At 57.4% G+C, this 21,915-nt stretch carries 28 protein-coding genes; 25 read left to right on the forward strand and 3 right to left on the reverse strand.

All coding sequences use genetic code 11. The features are described from left to right. Window positions 1–112 precede the first annotated feature (112 nt). The 25 genes from HMPREF2894_RS01890 to glmM all read left to right on the forward strand — a co-directional run bounded on the left by HMPREF2894_RS01890 (window position 113) and on the right by glmM (window position 18,989). Window positions 113–889, forward strand: coding sequence for a YncE family protein (locus HMPREF2894_RS01890; RefSeq protein WP_239663299.1), 777 nt, complete (start codon window positions 113–115; stop codon window positions 887–889). Window positions 890–1,559: 670 nt separating this feature from the next. Next, window positions 1,560–1,931: a 50S ribosomal protein L14 gene (rplN, locus tag HMPREF2894_RS01895; protein WP_005504986.1), complete on the forward strand. Its 372-nt coding sequence runs from the start codon at window positions 1,560–1,562 to the stop codon at window positions 1,929–1,931. A gap of 3 nt (window positions 1,932–1,934) precedes the next feature. Continuing rightward, entirely contained in the window at window positions 1,935–2,270 is a 336-nt protein-coding gene (gene rplX, locus HMPREF2894_RS01900; protein WP_005504988.1) for a 50S ribosomal protein L24, read from the forward strand. Further along, window positions 2,270–2,830 (forward strand): 50S ribosomal protein L5, encoded by a 561-nt coding sequence (gene rplE / locus HMPREF2894_RS01905; protein ID WP_005505001.1) that lies wholly within the window; start codon window positions 2,270–2,272, stop codon window positions 2,828–2,830. Before rplX ends, rplE begins: the two co-directional genes overlap by 1 nt. A 73-nt stretch (window positions 2,831–2,903) precedes the next feature. Further along, window positions 2,904–3,302 carry a 30S ribosomal protein S8 gene (rpsH, locus tag HMPREF2894_RS01910; RefSeq protein ID WP_005505003.1) on the forward strand — a complete coding sequence of 133 codons (399 nt, stop codon included), beginning with the start codon at window positions 2,904–2,906 and terminating at the stop codon, window positions 3,300–3,302. 27 nt (window positions 3,303–3,329) lie between these two features. Further along, window positions 3,330–3,866, forward strand: coding sequence for a 50S ribosomal protein L6 (gene rplF, locus HMPREF2894_RS01915; protein ID WP_005505004.1), 537 nt, complete (start codon window positions 3,330–3,332; stop codon window positions 3,864–3,866). Between the two features lie 2 nt (window positions 3,867–3,868). Beyond that, window positions 3,869–4,228 (forward strand): 50S ribosomal protein L18, encoded by a 360-nt coding sequence (gene rplR, locus HMPREF2894_RS01920; protein ID WP_005505006.1) that lies wholly within the window; start codon window positions 3,869–3,871, stop codon window positions 4,226–4,228. 29 nt (window positions 4,229–4,257) lie between these two features. Then, window positions 4,258–4,902 carry a 30S ribosomal protein S5 gene (gene rpsE / locus HMPREF2894_RS01925; RefSeq protein ID WP_171840195.1) on the forward strand — a complete coding sequence of 215 codons (645 nt, stop codon included), beginning with the start codon at window positions 4,258–4,260 and terminating at the stop codon, window positions 4,900–4,902. A gap of 2 nt (window positions 4,903–4,904) precedes the next feature. Then, complete coding sequence (gene rpmD / locus HMPREF2894_RS01930; protein WP_004005265.1) at window positions 4,905–5,111, forward strand: 50S ribosomal protein L30; 207 nt, start codon at window positions 4,905–4,907, stop codon at window positions 5,109–5,111. Between the two features lie 2 nt (window positions 5,112–5,113). After that, window positions 5,114–5,560: a 50S ribosomal protein L15 gene (gene rplO, locus HMPREF2894_RS01935; RefSeq protein WP_005505008.1), complete on the forward strand. Its 447-nt coding sequence runs from the start codon at window positions 5,114–5,116 to the stop codon at window positions 5,558–5,560. Between the two features lie 280 nt (window positions 5,561–5,840). Then, entirely contained in the window at window positions 5,841–7,148 is a 1,308-nt protein-coding gene (secY, locus tag HMPREF2894_RS01940) for a preprotein translocase subunit SecY (RefSeq protein ID WP_012903060.1), read from the forward strand. Continuing rightward, complete coding sequence (locus HMPREF2894_RS01945) at window positions 7,145–7,708, forward strand: adenylate kinase (protein WP_049358732.1); 564 nt, start codon at window positions 7,145–7,147, stop codon at window positions 7,706–7,708. The genes secY and HMPREF2894_RS01945 overlap by 4 nt, the downstream gene beginning before the upstream one ends. A gap of 119 nt (window positions 7,709–7,827) precedes the next feature. Next, complete coding sequence (gene map, locus HMPREF2894_RS01950; protein ID WP_049341779.1) at window positions 7,828–8,667, forward strand: type I methionyl aminopeptidase; 840 nt, start codon at window positions 7,828–7,830, stop codon at window positions 8,665–8,667. A gap of 124 nt (window positions 8,668–8,791) precedes the next feature. Continuing rightward, the gene (rlmN, locus tag HMPREF2894_RS01955) at window positions 8,792–10,006 is read left to right on the forward strand and encodes a dual-specificity RNA methyltransferase RlmN (protein ID WP_044150213.1); all 1,215 of its coding nucleotides are present in this window, start codon (window positions 8,792–8,794) and stop codon (window positions 10,004–10,006) included. A gap of 286 nt (window positions 10,007–10,292) precedes the next feature. Continuing rightward, on the forward strand, window positions 10,293–10,514 hold the full coding sequence (gene infA, locus HMPREF2894_RS01960; protein ID WP_005505018.1) for a translation initiation factor IF-1: 222 nt from the start codon (window positions 10,293–10,295) through the stop codon (window positions 10,512–10,514). A 124-nt stretch (window positions 10,515–10,638) separates the two neighbouring features. Continuing rightward, the gene (rpmJ, locus tag HMPREF2894_RS01965) at window positions 10,639–10,752 is read left to right on the forward strand and encodes a 50S ribosomal protein L36 (protein ID WP_004005257.1); all 114 of its coding nucleotides are present in this window, start codon (window positions 10,639–10,641) and stop codon (window positions 10,750–10,752) included. Between the two features lie 179 nt (window positions 10,753–10,931). Next, window positions 10,932–11,300 (forward strand): 30S ribosomal protein S13, encoded by a 369-nt coding sequence (gene rpsM, locus HMPREF2894_RS01970; protein ID WP_005505026.1) that lies wholly within the window; start codon window positions 10,932–10,934, stop codon window positions 11,298–11,300. Window positions 11,301–11,368: 68 nt separating this feature from the next. Next, window positions 11,369–11,776: a 30S ribosomal protein S11 gene (rpsK, locus tag HMPREF2894_RS01975; RefSeq protein ID WP_005505028.1), complete on the forward strand. Its 408-nt coding sequence runs from the start codon at window positions 11,369–11,371 to the stop codon at window positions 11,774–11,776. Between the two features lie 139 nt (window positions 11,777–11,915). After that, a complete protein-coding gene (locus tag HMPREF2894_RS01980) occupies window positions 11,916–12,908 on the forward strand; it encodes a DNA-directed RNA polymerase subunit alpha (protein WP_005505031.1) in 993 nt (330 codons plus the stop codon). 105 nt (window positions 12,909–13,013) lie between these two features. Further along, a complete protein-coding gene (rplQ, locus tag HMPREF2894_RS01985) occupies window positions 13,014–13,667 on the forward strand; it encodes a 50S ribosomal protein L17 (RefSeq protein ID WP_005505032.1) in 654 nt (217 codons plus the stop codon). Between the two features lie 173 nt (window positions 13,668–13,840). Continuing rightward, a complete protein-coding gene (gene truA / locus HMPREF2894_RS01990; RefSeq protein WP_049346446.1) occupies window positions 13,841–14,806 on the forward strand; it encodes a tRNA pseudouridine(38-40) synthase TruA in 966 nt (321 codons plus the stop codon). A 365-nt stretch (window positions 14,807–15,171) separates the two neighbouring features. Then, window positions 15,172–15,615, forward strand: a complete 444-nt coding sequence (gene rplM, locus HMPREF2894_RS01995) for a 50S ribosomal protein L13 (RefSeq protein ID WP_005505035.1) — start codon at window positions 15,172–15,174, stop codon at window positions 15,613–15,615. Window positions 15,616–15,647: 32 nt separating this feature from the next. Continuing rightward, the gene (rpsI, locus tag HMPREF2894_RS02000; protein WP_070677593.1) at window positions 15,648–16,139 is read left to right on the forward strand and encodes a 30S ribosomal protein S9; all 492 of its coding nucleotides are present in this window, start codon (window positions 15,648–15,650) and stop codon (window positions 16,137–16,139) included. A gap of 180 nt (window positions 16,140–16,319) precedes the next feature. Further along, the gene (gene ppk2 / locus HMPREF2894_RS02005; protein ID WP_049346444.1) at window positions 16,320–17,387 is read left to right on the forward strand and encodes a polyphosphate kinase 2; all 1,068 of its coding nucleotides are present in this window, start codon (window positions 16,320–16,322) and stop codon (window positions 17,385–17,387) included. 243 nt (window positions 17,388–17,630) lie between these two features. Then, window positions 17,631–18,989, forward strand: coding sequence for a phosphoglucosamine mutase (glmM, locus tag HMPREF2894_RS02010; protein ID WP_070677595.1), 1,359 nt, complete (start codon window positions 17,631–17,633; stop codon window positions 18,987–18,989). A gap of 181 nt (window positions 18,990–19,170) precedes the next feature. Here the strand turns inward: glmM and mscL are convergent, their stop codons facing one another. The 3 genes from mscL to coaA all read right to left on the reverse strand — a co-directional run bounded on the left by mscL (window position 19,171) and on the right by coaA (window position 21,874). Next, complete coding sequence (gene mscL, locus HMPREF2894_RS02015; protein WP_049341785.1) at window positions 19,171–19,554, reverse strand: large conductance mechanosensitive channel protein MscL; 384 nt, start codon at window positions 19,552–19,554, stop codon at window positions 19,171–19,173. Between the two features lie 292 nt (window positions 19,555–19,846). Beyond that, window positions 19,847–20,755, reverse strand: a complete 909-nt coding sequence (locus HMPREF2894_RS02020; RefSeq protein WP_070677597.1) for a M15 family metallopeptidase — start codon at window positions 20,753–20,755, stop codon at window positions 19,847–19,849. A 162-nt stretch (window positions 20,756–20,917) separates the two neighbouring features. After that, window positions 20,918–21,874 carry a type I pantothenate kinase gene (coaA, locus tag HMPREF2894_RS02025; RefSeq protein WP_049356361.1) on the reverse strand — a complete coding sequence of 319 codons (957 nt, stop codon included), beginning with the start codon at window positions 21,872–21,874 and terminating at the stop codon, window positions 20,918–20,920. Between the last annotated feature and the right edge of the window lie 41 nt (window positions 21,875–21,915).

The raw sequence follows: 21,915 nt of genomic DNA on the forward strand, positions 1-21,915 counted from the left end.
AGACAATGAACGGGGGCTTCTCTGGACCGGAGGAACCCACACAAACTCGGTTACCGCATACTCCCAAAAGGACCTATCGCGCGTATGGGATTCTCTCGTTCTAGAAGTAGAGATGCTGACTCCGCGTGAGCTATACGTCGCACCCAACGGTGCCGTACTCGTTACCGGAATGGGCGGCTACCAGGTGATTTCTGCACCCACCGCAGAGGGGGAACGTAGGGTTAGCCCCCTTCAAGGGGAAGGCCCTGCCATGCTACTAGGACCCGTAGCGGACGAAAGCCGTAGCCTCCTGTACATCCCGAATATTATGCGAGATGAAATCTGGGTTGTGGATATGAATACCTGGGAGCTTGCACGCAAGCTGCCCGTAATTGGCGGGGAAGACGCCAATACTCCAGTCGGTGTTCACGGTGTGGAGATTGTTTCGACGCGCGGTGAACTATATGTCTCTGCGCAAGGGCGCGAGGGTAAGAATGGCGGTCTGTATGTTCTGAGCTTTGAGGGTGAGCACCTCGCTTATCTTCCGTTCGGAAAGATGCCCACCGATATCTTGCTCGATGCAGAACGTCACCTGCTCTATGTTGCTGATTTCGGTGGCAAGGGGGAGGCGGCAGTTGCTGGTGGCGGAACTATTACCGTCATTAATACGCTCAATCGAGCCATTATTGACACCGTGCAGGTGGCTCCCACCCGCATTAACCACCAGGTCCTGTTGAAGGACGGGAGTGTCATTGCTGTCGATAAAGCAGGAGACTACCCCGCAGCTGAGGTTCCCTACGTGCTGGATGCAAACTCTGGCGAATACTATGAGGCTGCAGAAGAGACTCGACCGGGAGAACCTCCTCGCCCTATCGTTCGTGACGGTATCGCGAAAGTATATATGCCCTAGCTGATGAGTGAAGAGCGACTGAGAGCAGCTGATATATCAACGTAGTGCGTGCCGCGCTCTAGCACTGTGCGTATGTCTGAGAGGTGGGGAGTAGGACCGGGGGGGTCTCTTGCCAGTACTGCGGCAAGTCTGTCGTGGAGGGACATTAAAGCGTAGTAAAATATTAATATCTATCTTCTTTGTTTGACACATTGTTTGATAGATTTCTCGAGGCCCCTTCAGTTTCTTATGCGTCAGGAACTACACGAAGGGGCCTCCTGCTTTAAGTGTCAAATAAGGGGCCTTCTCAATCGATGGTGATGTGGGGTATGGGGTTTTTGCTCTCTAAGCCCGGCTATCCCCAGAGATAGGGTGGAGGAGACTGAAATCATAGTCGGCAAACTCTTGCGCTACATACCTGCTTCCTGTACAGTGTTAAGACTGTGTGGCTGTATCCAAATAGCCGCACAACCACGGGCTTCTCGTGCCAGTGCATAATGCCGCTATTTACGGGTGGGATACGCCCGCTTCACGCGGGTCCAAATGCTTCTGGCATGGGTTTGCCCCAGGCGTTTCCGCTAACCCCTTCCATAGAGTTGGGGCCCGGGGCGTCAACCAATCCCGTAAAAATGTTCCGCAAGGCTGGCTCGCGCCTAAAGCGAGTCGGAACCGGCGAGACGACAGGAGAAATATGATTCAGCAGGAGTCGCGACTGAAGGTCGCCGACAACACTGGTGCGAAGGAAATCCTGACCATCCGTGTTCTCGGTGGTTCCTCGCGTCGCTACGCAGGCATTGGCGACATCATTGTCGCAACCGTCAAGGATGCAATCCCCGGCGGTACCGTAAAGAAGGGTGACGTTGTTAAGGCAGTCGTCGTCCGCACCAAGAAGGAAACCCGTCGTCCCGACGGCTCCTACATCAAGTTCGACGAGAACTCCGCAGTGATCCTGAAGAACACTGATGGTGATCCCCGTGGTACCCGTATCTTCGGCCCCGTGGGTCGTGAGCTTCGCGACAAGAAGTTCATGAAGATCGTTTCGCTGGCTCCGGAGGTGCTCTAATTCATGGCTAAGATCAAGTCCGGCGACCTGGTTCAGGTTATTTCCGGTGCAGATAAGGGCAAGCAGGGCAAGGTTCTGAAGGTTCTCCCCAAGGAAAACCGCGTGATTGTTGAGGGCGTCAAGGTCGTCACCAAGCACACCAAGGCTAACCCCCTGACCGGCGCAGCAGGCGGCATTCAGAAGGTTGAGGCACCGATCCACGTTTCTAACGTTGCGATTGTTGACCCCGAGACCAAGAAGCCGACCCGTGTTGGTTTCCGCCTCGAGACTGTAGAGCGTGACGGCAAGGAGCGCACCGTTCGCGTGCGCGTTGCTAAGCGTTCGGGTAAGGACATCTAATGACCGAAACCAAGATCACCCCCCGCTTCAAGACCAAGTACGCTGAGGTCGTCGTTCCCGCTCTGCAGGAAGAGTTCAAGTACGAGAACGTCATGCAGACCCCGAAGATCGTTAAGGTCGTCGTAAACATGGGTGTTGGCGAGGCAGCTCGCGACGCAAAGCTCATGGACGGCGCAATCCGCGATCTCACCGCAATCACCGGTCAGAAGCCGATTGTTACCCGCGCTAAGAAGTCCATCGCACAGTTCAAGCTGCGCGAAGGTATGCCCATCGGCGCACACGTCACCCTGCGTGGCGACCGCATGTGGGAATTCCTGGACCGCCTCGTCACCCTGGCGCTGCCCCGAATCCGCGACTTCCGCGGCCTCTCGGACCGCCAGTTCGACGGTAATGGTAACTACACCTTCGGTCTGACCGAGCAGTCCATGTTCCACGAAATCGATCAGGACTCGATCGACCGCGTGCGTGGTATGGACATCACCGTGGTGACCTCCGCGAAGACCGACGAAGAAGGCCGTGCAATCCTGAAGGCACTGGGCTTCCCGTTCAAGACCAACTAACGACTACGTTGTAGGTCCAGACCCCGTTACCGCGGGGTAGGGAAACCACAACGAGGAAGGGCTAAAGCCCACAATGACTATGACTGATCCGGTCGCAGATATGCTGACCCGTTTGCGTAACGCAAACTCCGCATACCACGACACCGTATCCATGCCCTACTCCAAGCTGAAGGCTCGCATTGCTGAGATCCTGAAGGCTGAGGGCTACATCGCCGACGTGAAGGTTGAGGATGCAAAGGTCGGCAAGACCCTGACCCTCGTCCTCAAGTACGGTCCGTCCCGCGAGCGTTCCATCGCTGGCGTGCGTCGTATTTCCAAGCCGGGCCTGCGTACCTACGCAAAGTCCACCAACCTGCCCCAGGTTCTGGGTGGCCTCGGCATCGCAATCCTGTCCACCTCTTCGGGTCTGCTCACTGACAAGCAGGCTGCGAAGAAGGGCGTGGGCGGCGAAGTCATCGCTTACATCTGGTAGTCGGTTAGAAGAGAAAGGAAGAGAATAATGTCACGTATTGGACGTCTCCCCATCTCGGTTCCCGCCGGCGTTGAGGTTAAGGTCGATGGCAACCTGGTTACCGTTAAGGGCCCGAAGGGCGAGCTCTCCCACAAGGTAGCTTCCCCCATCACCGTGGCTCTGAACGAAAACGAGATCGTTGTATCTCGTCCGAACGACGAGCGCCTGTCTCGCTCGCTGCACGGTCTGACTCGTACCCTGATTCAGAACCTGATTATCGGCGTTACCTCCGGCTACGAAAAGAAGCTGGAAATCGTTGGTACCGGTTACCGTGTGACCCCGAAGGGTAACGACCTGGAGTTCGCTCTGGGCTACTCCCACCCGATCAACATCACCGCTCCCGAGGGTATTACCTTCGCAGTGGAGGGTGCTAACAAGCTGACCGTGTCGGGTATCGACAAGCAGCTCGTTGGTCAGGTTGCAGCAAACATTCGTGGTCTGCGTAAGCCCGATCCCTACAAGGGTAAGGGTGTTCGCTACGCAGGTGAGCACATCCGCCGCAAGGTCGGAAAGGCTGGTAAGTAAACATGGCTATCAAGTCGAAGGCAGCGCAGCGTGCACGTCGTCACGCTCGCATCCGCAAGTACGTTTCGGGTACCGCTGCGCGTCCGCGCCTGTGCGTCACCCGTTCGACCCGTCACATGTTCGTTCAGGTTATCGACGATGTCAAGGGCGTAACCCTGGCATCCGCTTCCACCATGGAAGCAGAGCTGCGTGCAGCTGACCTGGACAAGACCGCTAAGGCAAAGCGCGTTGGTGAGCTCGTAGCAGAGCGCGCCAAGGCAGCTGGTGTTGAGGCAGTCGTGTTCGACCGCGGTGGTAACAAGTACCACGGCCGTGTTGCAGCCGTTGCTGACGGTGCACGCGAGGGAGGTCTTGCACTCTAATGAGCGAGCAGAACGTAAAGGAAACTCAGGTGAGCGAAGCAGTAGTAGCTGAAACCGCTGAGACCTCCAACCAGCGCGAGGAGCGCCGCAACAACCGCGGCGAGCGTCGTGGCCGTGGTGAGCGCCGTAACAACCGCGCTCGCGAGGAGGAGAAGGACAAGTACATCGAGCGCGTTGTGACCATCAACCGCGTTTCCAAGGTCGTCAAGGGTGGTCGTCGCTTCAGCTTCACCGCACTGGTCGTCGTTGGTGACGGTAACGGCCTGGTCGGCGTTGGCTACGGTAAGGCTAAGGAAGTTCCCGCAGCAATCTCCAAGGGTGTCGAGGAAGCAAAGAAGAACTTCTTCCGCGTTCCCCGCATCGAAGGCCGCACCATCCCGCACCGTGTGCAGGGTGAGGCAGCTGCAGGCGTTGTGATGCTCCGCCCGGCAACCGCTGGTACCGGTGTTATCGCAGGTGGCCCCGTGCGTGCAGTACTCGAGTGCGCAGGCATTCACGACGTGCTGTCCAAGTCGCTCGGTTCCTCCAACCAGATCAACATCGTTCACGCAACTGTTGCAGCACTCAAGGAGCTCGAGGAGCCCCTGGCAGTGGCAGCCCGCCGTGGCCTGCCCACCGATGAGGTTATCCCCAGCTACCTGCGCAACACCAAGTCTGAAAAGGCAGGTGCGTAGTAATGGCCAAGCGTATTCAGCCCAGCGACGCAAAGCTGGAAATCACCCAGGTCAAGTCCTATGTTGGTCAGAAGCAGAACATGCGCGACACCCTGCGTTCCCTGGGCCTCAAGCGCCCCGGCAACAAGGTAGTCCGCACTGCTGACCCCGTCACCGTTGGCATGGTTAACACCGTTGCTCACCTGGTGAAGGTTGAGGAGGTCAAGTAAAGATGGCAGAAGCTATCAAGATTCACGATCTGCGCCCGGCACCGGGTGCCCACAAGGCAAAGACCCGCGTTGGCCGCGGTGAAGGCTCCAAGGGTAAGACCGCAGGTCGCGGTACCAAGGGTACCAAGGCACGTTACCAGGTTCGTGCAGGCTTCGAAGGCGGCCAGCTGCCGCTGCACATGCGCCTGCCGAAGCTGCGCGGCTTCAAGAACCCCTTCCGCACCGAGTACCAGGTTGTTAACCTGGACCGCATCCAGGAACTGTTCCCCAACGGTGGCGACGTCACCGTCGAGGCACTGGTTGCTAAGGGTGCCGTTCGCAAGAACGAGCTCGTGAAGGTTCTGGGCAACGGCGAAATCTCCGTCAAGGTGAACGTTGTTGTTGACAAGGCATCGGCTTCCGCTATTGAGAAGATCGAGGCCGCTGGCGGTTCTGTAACCGTTAAGTAGTCTTCAAGACGAGAAAGCCCCCGTCCGTACACTGTACGGCGGGGGCTTTTTGCTGCTCGGAAAGACTCACAACGGGATATATTCCTGTATTCGTATATTTGAACGCTTGGTGTGCGCCACATTTGGCGTTCAAAAATCACGCTAAGAGAATATAAAAGCTACATAATCTGCTAGGGAGTTATCGTTACCCGCTCCAAACACGATAGACTGGAAGATGTGTTTACTGCGCCCTAAAACTCTTTGAGAGGGATGGGCGCCCCATAGACTTACAGGAGGACATGTGCTGAGCGCATTCGGGCGAGTCGTCAAGACCGCCGATTTGCGGCGTAAGCTGCTGTTTACCCTGGCAATGATTGTGCTGTACCGCGTGGGCACTTTCATCCCCGCGCCAGGCGTTTCCTACGGAAATGTACAGCAGTGTCTGAACGCCAATGTTACAAGCGGTGGCGTCTACGATATCGTCAACCTCTTCAGTGGTGGCGCACTGCTGCAGCTTTCGATCTTTGCCCTCGGCGTGATGCCGTACATTACCGCGTCCATTATCATCCAGCTGCTACGCGTGGTCATCCCGCGATTCCAGGAGCTGCACGATGAGGGCGCGCAGGGTCAGGCAAAGCTCACCCAGTACACCCGCTACCTGACCATCGCTCTTGCTCTGCTGAATGCAACCACCATCGTCTCGATGGCACGCTCTGGCGTTCTGCTGGGTAACTGCCCGGGCATCATCCCCCAGGACGACGTACTGCACATCCTGCTGATTATCGTCACCCTGTGTGCAGGTACCACCGTCATCATGTGGATGGGTGAGCAGATTACCGAGCGTGGCGTCGGCAACGGTATGTCCCTGCTGATCTTCACCTCCATCGCTTCCTCCTTCCCGAGCGCTCTGGGCTCTATCCAGCGCACCCACGGTTGGGGTATCTTCGCGGCTGTCTGCGGTATTGGCCTGCTGGTCATGCTTGCCGTGGTCTACGTGGAACAGTCCGTTCGCCGTATCCCCGTGCAGTATGCAAAGCGCATGATTGGTCGACGCACCATTGGCGGCACCAGCACCTACATCCCGCTGAAGGTCAACATGGCCGGCGTGATCCCGCTGATCTTCGCGTCCTCCCTGCTGACCCTGCCCGGCCTGATTGCCCAGTTCAACACCCCCACCGACGGCTCCACCCCGCCGGACTGGGTCAACTGGATTAACGCATACCTGGTGCGCGGCGATCACCCGCTGTACATTGCTCTCTACTTCTTCATGATTATTGGCTTCGCGTACTTCTACGTGGCGGTCACCTTCGACCCGGTAGAAGTAGCGGACAATATGAAGAAGTACGGTGGCTTCATTCCCGGCATCCGTGCGGGTAAGCCCACCGCGCGTTACCTCAGCTACGTACTCAACCGAATTACGTTGCCTGGCGCACTTTACCTGGGTGTAATTTCCATGATTCCCCTGGTAGCGCTTATCCTATTCAACGCAAACCAGAATTTCCCGTTCGGCGGCGCCTCGCTGCTGATCGTGGTGGGTGTTGGTCTTGATACTCTCAAGCAGATCAACGCTCAGCTCCAACAACGAAACTACGAAGGACTGCTCCGATGAACCGTCTGCTCATCGTCGGCCCTCCCGGTGCAGGTAAGGGCACCCAGGCCGTCAAGATCGCTGAAGCGCTGAAGATTCCCGCGATTTCCACCGGTGATATCTTCCGTAAGAACATCAAGGAAGAGACCGAGCTGGGCATGGAAGCGAAGTCGTACATCGACTCCGGCAACCTGGTTCCCGACTCTGTCACCAACAACATGGTGCGCGCACGTCTGGAGGAAAGCGACGTCGTCAACGGCTTCCTGCTCGACGGCTACCCCCGCAACACCTCCCAGGTGCACGAGCTAGACTCCATCCTCGAAGCCAAGGGTGAGAAGATCGATCGAGTTCTCCTGCTGGTTGCAGACAACGACGAACTCGTTGAGCGTCTGCTCAACCGCGCAGCAGAGCAGGGTCGTACCGATGACAACGAAGAGGTCATTCGTCACCGCCTGAAGGTCTACGAAGAAGAGACCGCACCGCTGATCGCAATCTACCGCGAACGCGGCATCGTCAAGGAAGTTAACGGCCTCGGCGAGATTGCTGAAGTCACCGAGCGCATCCTCGACGCTCTGAAGTAATCTTCTGCTGTACCCCCGCAATTTGAGGTGCATGATGCATCACAAAGACTTGCGGGGGTACAGTGCTGTCTGTAGAGTTCTAAGCTTGGGCGCACCGCCCCTATACCTAAGGAGCCAGAATGGCACGAGTCGAAATTAAAACCAATGCACAGCTTCAGCAGATGGCTCGTGCAGGAGTCATCACCAGCCGCGCGCTCGATGCGGCAGTGGCGGCAGCTCGCCCCGGCGCAACCACCGCAGAGGTGAACGCCGCTTTTGAACGCACCATGCTGGAACTGGGTGGCACCTCCAACTTCTACGGCTACTACGACTACCCGGCAACCGTATGCACCTCCGTCAACCATGAGGTCGTTCACGGCATCCCCGGCGACTACGTGCTCAAGGACGGCGACATCCTTTCTATCGACGGTGGCGCATACGTTATCGACCCCGCAACCAACCGCCAGTGGCACGGCGACTCGGCACGTACTGTGCTGGTCGGTGACAATGTGAGCGAAGCACGCGCAGAGCTCTCCGCCGTCACTCGCGAGGCAATGTGGCACGGCATCGCCGCTCTGGCAACCGCAAAGAAGGTCGGCGAAATCGGCCTTGCCATCGAAGCATATGTGACCGAAGAATACGGCGATAAGTACGGCATTATTGAAGACTACGTGGGCCACGGCATCGGTTCCCAGATGCATATGGCACCGGACGTACTGAACTACGCAGTGCGTGACATGGGGCCGAAGATCAAGCCCGGCATGGCTTTCGCTATTGAGCCGATGCTTGTGACTGGTTCCATCGAGACCAAGGTGCTCTCCGACGACTGGACCGTTGTAACCGTTGACGGCTCCGATGCCTGCCAGTGGGAGCACTCCGTTGCTGTGCATAGCGAAGGTATCTGGGTCCTGACTGCAGAAGACGGTGGTGCAAGCGAACTTGCTCGCTTTGGCGTAACCCCGGTTCCGATCCCCGCCTAAGTCCCACCACTAGGGGAGGGGTATCCACCTTTAGCTGCCCCACCTCCACCCGAAGAAACCGGCGAATCCGGTCCGGTGCGTGATAGCGCATCCGAAAGCATCCACATCACAAGGAAGAAGCTCCATGAGCGAAACTCTCAATAGCGGCGAGGCAACCGCACCCGCTGCGACCAAGGTGCCGGTTGAAATCTCGAACGTTCGCCCCGCACCCGGCCAGATTGCCCTGAAAGCACCGCGCCGTGCGAAGCCGCCCAAGCATATCGCTGACTTCGACATGGCTGGCCGCCGTGAATTTCTGAAGGAACTTGGCTACCAGTCGTTCCGTGCATCCCAGCTGTCCAAGCACTATTTTGAGCGTCTGGTCACTGACCCCGCTGAGATGACTGACCTGCCGGCTAAGGACCGCGAGCAGATGGTTGCACAGGCGATGCCTCAGCTTCTGACCCCGGTCCGTACCCTCGAGGCTGACGGTGGCGACACCCTGAAGGTTGTGCACCGCCTCTTTGATGGTGCGCTCATTGAGTCTGTCATCATGCGTTATGACAACCGCGTGACCATGTGCATCTCTTCGCAGGCTGGCTGCGGTATGAACTGCCCCTTCTGTGCGACCGGTCAGCAGGGTTTGACTCGCAACCTGTCCACCGCGGAAATTGTGGAGCAGGTCGTTGCCGGTGCCCGCTACCTGAAGCAGATGAAGGGCCTGGAAGAAGCAGAAGGCGGTTCTGAGGATACTCGTCCGCTGCGTGTTTCCAATATTGTCTTCATGGGTATGGGCGAGGCGCTTGCTAACTACAAGGCAACCATGGGTGCTGTGCACCGCCTGATTGACCCTTCGCCCGAGGGCCTCGGTATTTCTGCTCGCGGTCTGACCATGTCGACCGTGGGCCTGGTGCCGGGTATTCGTAAGTTTGAGCTGGAGAAGCTGCCCATTACTTTGGCGCTGTCTCTGCACGCTCCGGATGATGAGCTGCGTGATGAGCTGATCCCGATTAACCAGCGCTGGAAGGTCGACGAGACTCTGGACGCTGCGTACGACTACTACCGTACGACCGGCCGCCGCGTCTCCATTGAGTACGCGCTGATTCGCGATATTAACGATCAGGGCTGGCGTGCGGATCTGCTCGGTAAGAAGCTGGCGCAGCGCGGCCGTGGTTGGGTGCACGTGAACCCGATTCCGCTGAACCCGACCCCGGGTTCGAAGTGGACGGCATCCCGTAAGGGCGTTGAGCAGAACTTTGTGGAGCGTCTGCGTGCCCACGGTATTCCGACGACTATTCGTGATACTCGCGGTTCCGATATTGATGGAGCATGCGGTCAGCTTGCCGCTAAGGAAGACTAAGCAGTTGAGCTGTGACCGGTGAACGGTGCCCCTTTCCTGCGGAGGGAAGTCAATAAGACTTTCAGGAACGTGGGGGAGGGGCTTCTTCCTTTTAAACATTAAGTGCCTGATGTCATAAAAATCACGGTTGTTTTTCCACGGCCTTTGCCGTAGAGTTAACAGTTGGTTGTTTGTGCCAGTGTTAAGTGCGCCTTAAAACGCCCTATCGCCTCACCGAGGTGAGCTCACAAACAGAAGATACAATTGCCCGCCGCACCTGCGACGGGCACCGACGTTAGCGGAGGATATGGCTAAGAAAGACGGCGTCATCGAGATTGAAGGCTCTGTGGTTGAAGCTCTGCCCAACGCGATGTTCCGTGTTGAGCTGGATAACGGCCACAAGGTTCTCGCACACATCTCGGGCAAGATGCGTCAGCACTACATTCGCATCCTGCCTGAGGACCGAGTAGTAGTGGAACTGAGCCCCTACGACCTTTCCCGAGGTCGTATCGTCTACCGTTACAAGTAAACCCGAGATAAACGTCGCCCCTGGCGGCGTTTAAATCGTGTTCAAAGGGATAACGCAGTTCCCCAACGTAAGTGAGGGAACCTCTTATCTCGCCAGTAATCAAGTTGCAATCAAAAGGAATGCGATGAAGGTCAAGCCGAGCGTTAAGCCGATCTGCGATAAGTGCAAGGTGATCCGCCGTCACGGTGTGGTCATGGTGATCTGCGAAAACCCGCGCCACAAGCAGCGCCAGGGCTAATCCCTAGCAGCTGACTTCATAACCGCCCCAACAGGGGGCGGAATTGTCATAGGCACCGCTCCGAAGCAACGCCCACGAGGCGACTTCGGATACCTCCGGACTCAGAGGCCGGGGACCGGGTCAGAACAACCCGGGCAGTGATGCTATAGACCTCTGGAAAACAACAAGGAGAAGCCAGTATGGCACGTCTCGCTGGAGTTGATATTCCCCGCGAAAAGCGCGTGGAAGTTGCTCTCACTTACATCTACGGCGTGGGCAAGACCCGTGCACACGAAACCCTCGCTGCTACCGGCGTCAACCCTGACACCCGCGTCAAGGACCTGACTGACCAGGAGCTCGTGGCACTTCGTGACTTCATCGAAGGCAACTACAAGGTTGAAGGTGATCTTCGCCGCGAGGTTGCAGCTGACATCCGCCGTAAGGTTGAAATCGGTTCCTACCAGGGCCTGCGCCACCGCCGCGGCCTGCCGGTTCACGGTCAGCGCACCAAGACTAACGCACGTACCCGCAAGGGCCCGAAGCGTACCGTCGCAGGTAAGAAGAAGTAAGCAACGTTGCTCTGTTGGATATCTCTATCCGACCAACGTATTAGAAAACCTTTGTAGGAGAATCAAAAATGCCTCCCAAGACTCGCGCTGCGGCAGCTCGTAAGACCAACCGCCGCAAGGTTAGCAAGAACATCGTTGCTGGTCAGGCTCACATCAAGTCGACCTTCAACAACACCATCGTCTCCATCACCGATCCCACCGGTGCAGTGATCTCCTGGTCCTCCGCTGGCGACATGGGCTTCAAGGGCTCCCGTAAGTCCACCCCCTACGCCGCACAGCTGGCTGCTGAGGCTGCTGCAAACCGCGCCAAGGAGCACGGCGTCCGCAAGGTTGACGTGTTCGTCAAGGGCCCCGGTTCCGGTCGCGAAACCGCAATCCGCTCCCTGCAGGCTGCAGGCCTCGAGGTCGGTTCGATCCAGGACGTTACCCCCGTTGCACACAACGGTTGCCGTCCCCCGAAGCGCCGCCGCGTCTAATTAGGTCTCGACCTAATCCCTCGACGGGTACACTCCGCACGGAGCTGTACCCGGAGAGTACAGACACCCGTCTGCTTCCTAAGATATGTTTTCCCCAACCTGTGGGCTCATATAGCGGAGCTCACCGAAAGGAAACAAAGTGCTTATTGCACAGCGCCCCACTCTGACTGAAGAGGTCGTAGCGCCCAACCGCTCGCGCTTCACCATCGAGCCTCTGGAGCCCGGTTTCGGCTACACCATGGGTAACTCCCTCCGCCGTACTCTGCTGTCCTCCATCCCCGGCGCCGCTGTTACCAGCGTCCGCATTGATGGCGTACTGCACGAGTTCAGCACCGTTCCCGGCGTGACCGAGGACGTCACTGAGATCATCTTGAACATCAAGAAGCTCTCCATCTCTTCTGAGAACGACGAGCCCGTCGTGGCCTACCTGCGCAAGCAGGGCGAAGGTGAACTGACCGCAGGCGACATCGAGGTTCCCGCTGGCGTGGAGATCCACAACCCGGAACTGCACCTGGCAACCCTGAACGCCTCGGCAAACTTCAACGCTGAGCTGGTTATCGAGCGCGGTCGCGGCTACGTGACTGCAGCTCAGAACAAGGTCGGCGATGGCGAGATTGGCCGTATCCCGGTTGACTCCATCTACTCCCCGGTTCTGAAGGTTACCTTCAGCGTGAACGCGACCCGTGTTGAGCAGCGCACCGACTTCGACAGCCTGACCCTGGACGTCGAAACCAAGGAAGCCATCGCACCGCGTGACGCCGTTGCTTCTGCAGGCAGCACCCTGGTCGAGCTCTTCGGCCTTGCACGTGAGCTGAACATTGCAGCTGAGGGTATCGAAGTTGGCCCGTCGCCCGCCGACGAGTCCATGGCCGCTGATTTGGCACTGCCGATCGAGGACCTGAACATGTCCGTCCGCTCCTACAACTGCCTCAAGCGCGAGGGCATCCACACCGTGGGTGAGCTCGTGACCCGCAGTGAAGCTGACCTGATGGATATCCGTAACTTCGGTGCTAAGTCCATTGACGAGGTCAAGGCAAAGCTCATCGAGCTCGGCCTGGCTTTGAAGGACTCCCCTCCCGGTTTCGAGCCTGCTGCACGCCCGCTTGATGACGAAGACGGTTCCGGCGAATAATTTCGACCGAATAGTTCACCCGGTTCCACCGGGATCAGTCAAACTTGATTCCCTAAGAGGCTCCGCTGCTGGGGCGTTAGGGAACGCAACTATGGAGATTTAACTATGCCTACTCCCACTAAGGGTCCCCGCCTCGGCGGTTCCCCGACCCACGAGCGCCACATGCTCAACAACCTGTCGGCGCAGCTGTTCCAGCACAAGCGCATCACCACCACCCTGACCAAGGCAAAGCGCCTGCGTCCGGTGGCAGAGCGCTTCATCACCTTCGGTAAGAAGGGCGACCTGGCTGCTCGCCGTCGCGTGCTGCGTTCCATCACCGACAAGTCCGTCGTGCACGAGCTCTTCACCGTTATTGCTCCGGCAATGGCAGAGCGCCCCGGTGGTTACACCCGCATCATCAAGATCGGTAACCGTAAGGGTGACAACGCTCCCATGGCAGTCATCGAGCTCGTCATGGAGCCCGTTGCAACCAAGGGTGCAGTTGCTGAGGCAACCAAGGTTGCTGAGAAGGCAGCTGAGGCTCCCAAGGCTGAAGCAGCTGAGGGCCTGCCCGCAGGTTCCCACGCACCCCTGGAGTCCGGCGAGGCTCCCGAGGGCTTCGAGGTTAAGGGTAACGCCGATTCCATGAAGTACCACGTGCCCGGTTCCCGCTGGTACTCCAGCACCAAGGCTGAAATCTGGTTCGACTCCGCTGAGTCGGCAGAGGCTGCAGGTTACGCCCCCGCAGGTGGCGCAGCAGCACAGAAGGTTTCCGAGTAATACGGATCCCAGCTGATTTAGGCTAAGCCTAAAATATGTCAATCCGCCGTCCACTGCTGTGGGCGGCGGATTGGTGTATCTGCATACTTAAGAGGACACGGTTCTTTGCGCATTCGCTATCCAAGAGCCGGCCCGTAGTCTTCAATCGTCCTTTACCGCTGAAAGGCACACCAATGCATAACGCTACTTCTTTAGAGAATTACGAAGAGCAGCCCTTCACCGCTACGCACCGCGTGCGAATTGATTGTGCTTACGACGGTTCTCTTTTCAGCGGGTGGGCAGCCCAGCCGAACCTGGTCACCGTGCAGGGAGTTATCGAGAACGCCCTCGAGCTGATTCTGCGGGCGCCTCACCGTGTGGTGGTTGCGGGTCGAACGGATGCGGGAGTCCACGCAGAAGCCCAAACCTTGCACTGCGATCTGAGTGATGAGGACTGGACTCGCCTGCAAGGCCGAACGGGGGAGGACGATCCGACGGCTGCCCTGGGACGCCGCCTCACCGGTGCCCTGCAACGCTGCCTCTACGATGCGGAAGAGCAGTTGAATTTGCCGAAGAACGTTCGCGGTATTCTGCAGGGTGCTATTCAGATTCACCGCGTGAGCGAAGTTTCTTTTGAATTTGATGCACGCTTCTCGGCTACCGGTCGCCGCTACGTATATCGCGTTGCAGATGGCGCGGCGGACGGTCTTAACCCTCTGCACCGTACCTACACCTGGGCGGTACCTGAGCACCTGGATTGTGCTGATCTTAACCAGTCGGCCCAGCAGCTACTCGGCCTGCGTGATTTTCTCTCCTTCTGCAAGCCGCGTGAAGGAGCGACCACGATTCGTGAGCTGCGAGAGCTTAGCTTCACTCGTACTGAAAGTGGCCTTATTGAGGTGCGTGTGGTGGCTGATGCCTTCTGTCATCACATGGTGCGTTCACTTGTGGGTGCGCTGGTACTCTACGGCACGGGTAAACGTGACGCCGCCTGGTTGCGTGAGCGGATCGAGAACCCGGGACGCGAGGCTTCGCTGACTCTGGCGCCTCCCCATGCTCTGGCACTAGCTGAGATTTACTACCCTGCCCCGGAGTTGTATGGAGAGCAGGCGGAACGTGCTCGAGCAAAGCGTGAGGACCACGAAGTACAGAGCGCTTAACGCCCTGTATATATTGAGCCCCGTCACGTTGCTCATGCACCGTGAAGCGTCGCGGGGGAGCGCAACTACCTCAGGTGAATTACACGGATGGAATTTAAAATGTGTTTAAGGCAAAAAAAGCCCTATTTTTAAGGCTTTGGCGGTGGATTAAGCACTCGACGTCCTGTATAGTCTTGATATGTTGTGCGTGTTCTACCCGAGCGCGCTCTAAATCGCTGTCTAGTTGCAGGACGTTAAGGCGGTATAGAGTACGGGCAGAACGGGCGGCAGCTCGGTCCTCACCCGGGTGTTCGTCATGCACGTAAGTAAAAGGCGCGATACCCAACTAAGCGCCGTATGTACATTTCGAGACAAAGGCCAATATTTTGCGCACTTATACTCCCAAGCCCGGCGAAGTCGAGCGCCAGTGGCACGTCATTGACGCCACCGACGTTGTTCTCGGCCGCCTCGCAAGCCAGACCGCTATCCTGCTGCGCGGTAAGCACAAGCCGACTTTTGCTCCCCACGTTGACACCGGTGACTTCGTTATCATCGTGAACGCTGAGAAGGTCGCCCTGACCGGTGCAAAGCTCGAGCAGAAGCGTGCATACCGCCACTCGGGTTACCCCGGCGGTCTGAAGTCCGTGAACTACGCAGAGCTGCTTGAGACCAACCCCGTTCGCGCGGTTGAGAAGGCTGTTAAGGGCATGCTGCCCAAGAACAAGCTTGCTGCACAGCAGCTCAAGAAGCTGAAGGTCTACGCTGGCCCCGAGCACCCGCACGCGGCACAGCAGCCCAAGACCTACGAATTCAACCAGGTCGCCCAGTAATTCGGGCCTACGAAGAAACAATAGGAGAAATCGTGGCTCAGAACGAAGAGCAGATCGTAGTCGAGGAAGAGCTGACCAGCTACACCTCGGAGTCCGCTACCCCCGCAGCGGCTAAGGCAGCACGTCCGGCACTGACCGTTGCAGGCGCAGCAGTTGGTCGCCGCAAGGAAGCAGTGGCACGCGTTCGCGTTGTGCCCGGTTCCGGTAACTGGACCATCAACGGTCGTAGCCTGGAAGACTACTTCCCCAACAAGCTGCACCAGCAGGACGTCAACCAGCCCTTCAAGCTCCTGGAGCTCGAGGGTGCATACGACGTCATCGCACGCATCAACGGTGGTGGCCCCTCCGGTCAGGCAGGTGCTCTGCGCCTGGGTATCGCTCGTGCACTGAACGAGATTGACCGCGAGAACAACCGCCCCGCACTGAAGAAGGCTGGTTACCTGACCCGTGACGCACGCGTCATCGAGCGTAAGAAGGCTGGTCTTAAGAAGGCACGCAAGGCTTCGCAGTTCTCCAAGCGTTAATCGCTGGTTTTCACGAAGCGTTACGCCCCGCTTCTCCTTCGGGAGAGTCGGGGCGTTTTGCGTATCTACTCACCGTGAGCGTTACAAGGTTATAGGGTGCATATAACTGTTACGTTTGTTCATCGAAGAGCACACCGGTAGAGTTAAAGAGTCAAAGCAGACAGGAAGAAAAGAGTACTCATGGCAGAGCAGAATCCCTCCACCCAGCCCGAAGAGAAGGCAGTGGAGGCTCCTCAGACTGAAGCCCACCAGCACGCCGCTGGAGGCGCACACGCACACACCGGTTCTGAGAAGAAACAAGCCATCAAGGAAGCCCTGAAGCCCCAGGCACGCCGTACCTCCGTCGTTGAAGACTACTCGGCAGAGCTGGACGAAATGGCTTCCCTCACCCGCGCCCTCGGCAAGGACAAGAAGGACGACGAAACCTCGCAGGCATGGAAGAAGGGTTACCCCTACGACACCAAGCTCAGCCGTAAGGCATACGAGAAGGAAAAGCGCGCCCTGCAGATTGAGCTGCTGAAGCTGCAGCTCTGGGCTAAGTCCACCGGTCAGAAGATTCTCATCATCTTCGAAGGCCGTGACGCAGCAGGTAAGGGCGGCTCCATCAAGCGCTTCACCGAGCACCTGAACCCCCGTGGCGCTCGCGTTGTGGCACTGGAGAAGCCGACCGACATCGAGCAGACCCAGTGGTACTTCCAGCGCTACATCAAGCACCTGCCCTCCGGCGGCGAAATCGTCCTGATGGACCGCTCCTGGTACAACCGTGCCGGCGTTGAGCGCGTTATGGGCTACTGCACCCAGGCACAGTACTTCGAGTTCATGCGCGAAGTTCCGGACCTGGAGCGCATGCTGGTGAACTCCGGTATCCATATCATCAAGTTCTGGTTCTCCGTCACCCGCGAAGAGCAGCTCGCACGCTTCACCTCCCGCCGTACCGACCCGGTCCGCCAGTGGAAGCTTTCCCCCACCGACCTGGCATCTCTGGACAAGTGGGACGACTACACCGCGGCAAAGGAAGCAATGTTCTTCTACACCCACACCGGTGACGCCCCCTGGACCGTTATCAAGTCCAACGACAAGAAGCGCGCACGTCTGGAAGCAATGCGTTACGTGCTCTCCCAGTTCGACTACCCCTCCAAGGACGAGGCAGTCGTGGGCGAGCTCGACTCGCTGATCGTTCGCTCCGCATCACACGTCTTCGAGGACGAGTCCGGTGACTCCCCCGACGGCTTCCCCGTCGTCAAGTAAGCGTGGATAAATAGGGGAGAATAAAAACTCAACCCTACGGCGATAGAGCCGCCAAATAGCTTGCATTATGAAGGTGCCTGTCTCTCTTTTCCCAACCCCGGGAACGGAGAGCAGGCACCTTTGCGCGTCTGCAGAAATATTAGCTATGAAGCAGATATATAGCCGCTGAAAATCACTTTCTGATTATGAAGAATTTACGGTGTATGCGCCTAAGCAGAGTTACGCACAACGTAAAATAAAAGGGTGACTGAACGACTTTTTGGAACCGACGGCGTACGCGGTCTGGCAAACGATGTAATTACTCCCGCCCTGGCTATGGAGCTCGCGCAGGCGGCTTCTATTGTTCTGGGCTTTGACACGGTAGAAGAGGGCGTACGCCCCCGTGCCGTGATTGCAAATGACTCCCGATCCTCTGCAGACTTTATTGTCTCTGCGATGAAGGCTGGCTTCGCTAGCGCAGGTGTTGACGTGCTGGACGCCGGCATTGTCCCCACCCCCGCAGCAGCTTACCTGGTGGCACACACCGGTGCTGACTTCGGCGTGATGATTTCTGCATCGCACAACCCGGCAGCGGACAACGGTATTAAGTTCCTGGCCCGAGGCGGCCAGAAGCTGGAAGACTCCGTTGAGGACGCCATTGAGCGCGTTTACCGTGAGAAGTCCTTCCGCTACCCGACCGGTGGTGCTGTGGGTACCGTCAAGCCCCTGGAGAACGGTACCGAGGCTTACGTGAAGCACCTGGTCTCCACCCTGCCTGAAGGCAAGCCCCTCGCAGGCAAGAAGATTGTTCTGGACTGCGCAAACGGTGCGGCATACGCAGCATCTCCCGCAGCTTTCGAAGCGTTGGGTGCAGAGGTTGTCGCACTGGCTGTAGAGCCCAACGGCACCAACATCAACGACGGCGTGGGGTCCACCCACCCCGAGAAGCTGCAGGCGGCTGTCGTTGAGCACGGCGCGGACCTCGGCATCGCCCACGACGGCGACTCCGACCGTTGCCAGGCAGTTGACGAAAAGGGCAACCTGGTAGACGGCGACCAGATCATGGCTATCCTGGCTGTTGCCGCTAAGCGCGAAGGTAAGCTCGCAAAGGACACTCTCGTCGCAACCGTGATGAGCAGCCTGGGTCTGGAACTGTACCTGCGCGAGCACGGTATTACCCTGGGCCGTACTGCTGTGGGCGACCGTTACGTCCTCGAGTCCATGCGCGAGCACGGCTACAACCTTGGCGGCGAGCAGTCCGGCCACGTTATCATGAGCGACTACGCAACCACCGGTGACGGCGTTCTGACCGGCATCCAGCTGGCTGCAGAGGTGGCTCGTAGCGGTCAGACCCTCTCGGAGCTGGCATCCCGTATGCAGCCCACCCCGCAGCGCCTGATTAACGTCAAGGGCGTTGACCGTGCGGCTGTGAAGACCAATGAGGCGCTCGCTACCGCTGTGAGCGAGGCTGAAGGTGTACTGGGTGAGAGCGGCCGCGTGCTGCTGCGTGCATCCGGCACCGAGCCTCTGGTTCGCGTCATGGTTGAAGCTGCAACCCAGGAGCAGGCTGATGAGGTTGCTCAGCAGCTGGCTGACGTTGTAGCTAAGGAACTGGCACTCTAAACGTATTCTTCCGGTGCGAAGACCGCAGTGGAGGATAGAGAAGGGCTGGGAAGGTGTTACCTTCCCAGCCCTTCTTCGTTATCTTGGGCGGGGGAGGGGGGGGGGGGACGAGGATACGGAAAACCCCCGTATCCACAGGGGATACGGGGGTCTAAAAAATTAGTGGTAGAGAGCAGAGAAATTACTTCTTTGCCAGAGCGTCGCGGATCTCCTTCAGGAGGTCAAGCTCGGTCTCTTCCTCTTCTTCAGCAGCCTCGTCTTCAGCCTTCTTCTTAGCCAGTGCGAGTTCAGTCAGCTTCTGAGTGGGCACAACAACTGCGAAGTAGACAGCAGCTGCAATCAGGATGAAGTTGACAATAGCGGTTAGGAACACGCCAACCTTGATCTGGCCGAAGACCAGGAACTCGTCGAAGTTGGGGGAGCCAACCAGCATGGAGATAGCCGGCATCAGGACGGCCTGGACAAGCGAGGTCACCACAGCGGTGAAGGCGGTACCCATAATCAGACCAACTGCGAGGTCGATGACGTTACCGCGGATCAGAAAATCTTTAAAACCCTTAAGCATGAGATATAGAATAGCGCCTTTTCACCTCAGAAAATGCCATATTCTGAGAAAATTTTCATTGTAAAGCATGTGTTTTTCTTCACAGTGGTCCTATGGCGCCCGATACTTAAAGTCTAGCTCACATGAACCTGAGCAAAAATCTCTAAAACCTGCGAAAAACCGCGGATTTACGGGGTGTGTATGCGAAAAAATATGCATCTACTGTGCCTATTTATTCCCGGTACGAAACCTAGAAATACGACACACATCACCGCTTAGCGCACCTGGCAAAGCTGAAAGCTTAGCCCAGAGCCTAGCTCGCACTTGCATAATCGGGTGCCGCACCCGTACCGATAAACTCCTCAAAAGTCTTCGCACCCGAAGACACATACTCCTGAGCAATCTGCACACCCACATAACGGTAATGCCACGGCTCAAAACGATAACCGGTCACCGACTGACGACCATCAGGGAAACGCAAAATATATCCGTAACGCGGAGCATTCTTCGCCAACCACTGACCAGCCAGCGTATCGCGGTAACACTCCTCCAAGCGGCAACCTTCAGGAGAGGCAAAATCAATCGCCAAACCCGTCTGATGCTCCGAATAGCCGGGACGTGCAGACAACTGGTCCGCTACCTGCTGACCGTTCACCGAAACCCAATACTGATAGGTCTGCTGCTGCACCGCATACGAACGATACGCGCTAGAAACAAGCAGAGTCACGCCGTCGGTCGCCGCCGCATCAATCATCGTGTCCGCCGCCTTAGCCGCCTCAGCACGCAATTGATGACCGTAGAACTCCACCAGGTCACTCGGCTCCCAATCCTGCTGCGCAAAGGGACGCATCTTATTCACGAGGCAACGCAAAGAATCCGGCTGAGACTCAACACTCGGCTGAGCAAGCGCCAACGGGGAAGAAGACACGCTCGCAGAAGCCGAAGCACTTGCAGAAGCACTGGTAGCAGAAGCAACAGGGGAGGGCGCGGCAGAAGATGCCGACGCAGCGGAAGAGGCGCTAGAAGAAGCCGCCGAAGCCGCCGCAGACTCAGAAGCACTCGCAGCAGAAGATGAAGAAGACGCACCCTGACCCTGCGAGCCACAAGCCGCCAACAAGGCGGTACCGCCAACCCCCAAAGCGGCACCCAAGAGAGTGCGGCGGTTCAGCGCAGAACTATTAAGAGACTCCTGAGCGGTAGACGTACGGTGCAGAGACTTCACAATAACTCCTCATCATGGCGTAGATGCAAACAAAAAGCGCCAGAAGCCTAAACCCACCCCGCGAGGGAGTGGAGCCTCCGGCGCCTTCTACTAGAATGCACCACAAACGCGCTACACAGGCAACTAAAAGCCGCACACGAACGATAAAAACCTAAAGAACCTCTAGTTCTTACGCAGAAGAACCTGCTCCACGGTATGCTCGGCGCCCTTCTGCAGAATCAAATGCGCACGAGCACGAGTAGGCAAAACATTCTGCAACAGATTCGGCTCATTCACGCTCTTCCAAATGCCGGTCGCAACCTCAACCGCCTGCTCATCGCTCAGCTCCGCATAACGCTTGAAATACGACTCCGGATTCGCAAAAGCCGAAGAACGCAGAGTCAAGAAACGATTCACATACCAGCGCTCAATATCTTCAGTGCGGGCATCCACATAAATAGAGAAATCAAAGAAATCACTCAGCGTCAGATCAGAAGTCTCCGGCCCCTCAGCCTGAGAAGGCGCCAAAACATTCAAACCCTCAAGAATCAGCACATCCGGTGCCGTGACCTCAATATGCTCATCCGGCATGATGTCGTAATACAGGTGCGAATACTTCGGCGCCACCACACGCTCAGCACCGGACTTCACCTGCGACACAAAATTCAACAGAGCACGGCGATCATAAGACTCCGGGAAACCCTTACGGTGCATAATGCCGCGACGCTGAAGCTCCGCGTTCGGGTACAAGAAACCATCCGTCGTCACTAGCTGAACATTAGGAGTAGACGGCCAGCGACTCAAAAGAGCCTGCAAAATACGCGCCGTGGTCGACTTACCCACAGCAACAGAGCCCGCCACACCAATAATGAACGGGACACGCCGCTGAGACACATGTAGAAAATCATTCGTCATATGGTTCAGTGAAGAAGCAGCAGTCACATACAGATTCAGAAGACGAGAAACCGGCAGATAAATACGCTGCACCTCTTCAAGGTCGACAGTTTCACCCAGGCCTCGAAGAGACTCAATTTCCTCAGCGCTGAGGGGAACAGCAATCTCATCGGCTAGGTGCGACCAACGGGAACGGTCTAGATGCATGAAGCGGTCATCGCTAGAAAAATACGGTGCGGTGCTCATTTATCTAAGTGTACGAACTTTCAGCCCGCGGGGAAAATACC

It is taken from the genome of Rothia sp. HMSC066G02, assembly GCF_001813145.1.
GTDB lineage: Bacteria > Actinomycetota > Actinomycetes > Actinomycetales > Micrococcaceae > Rothia.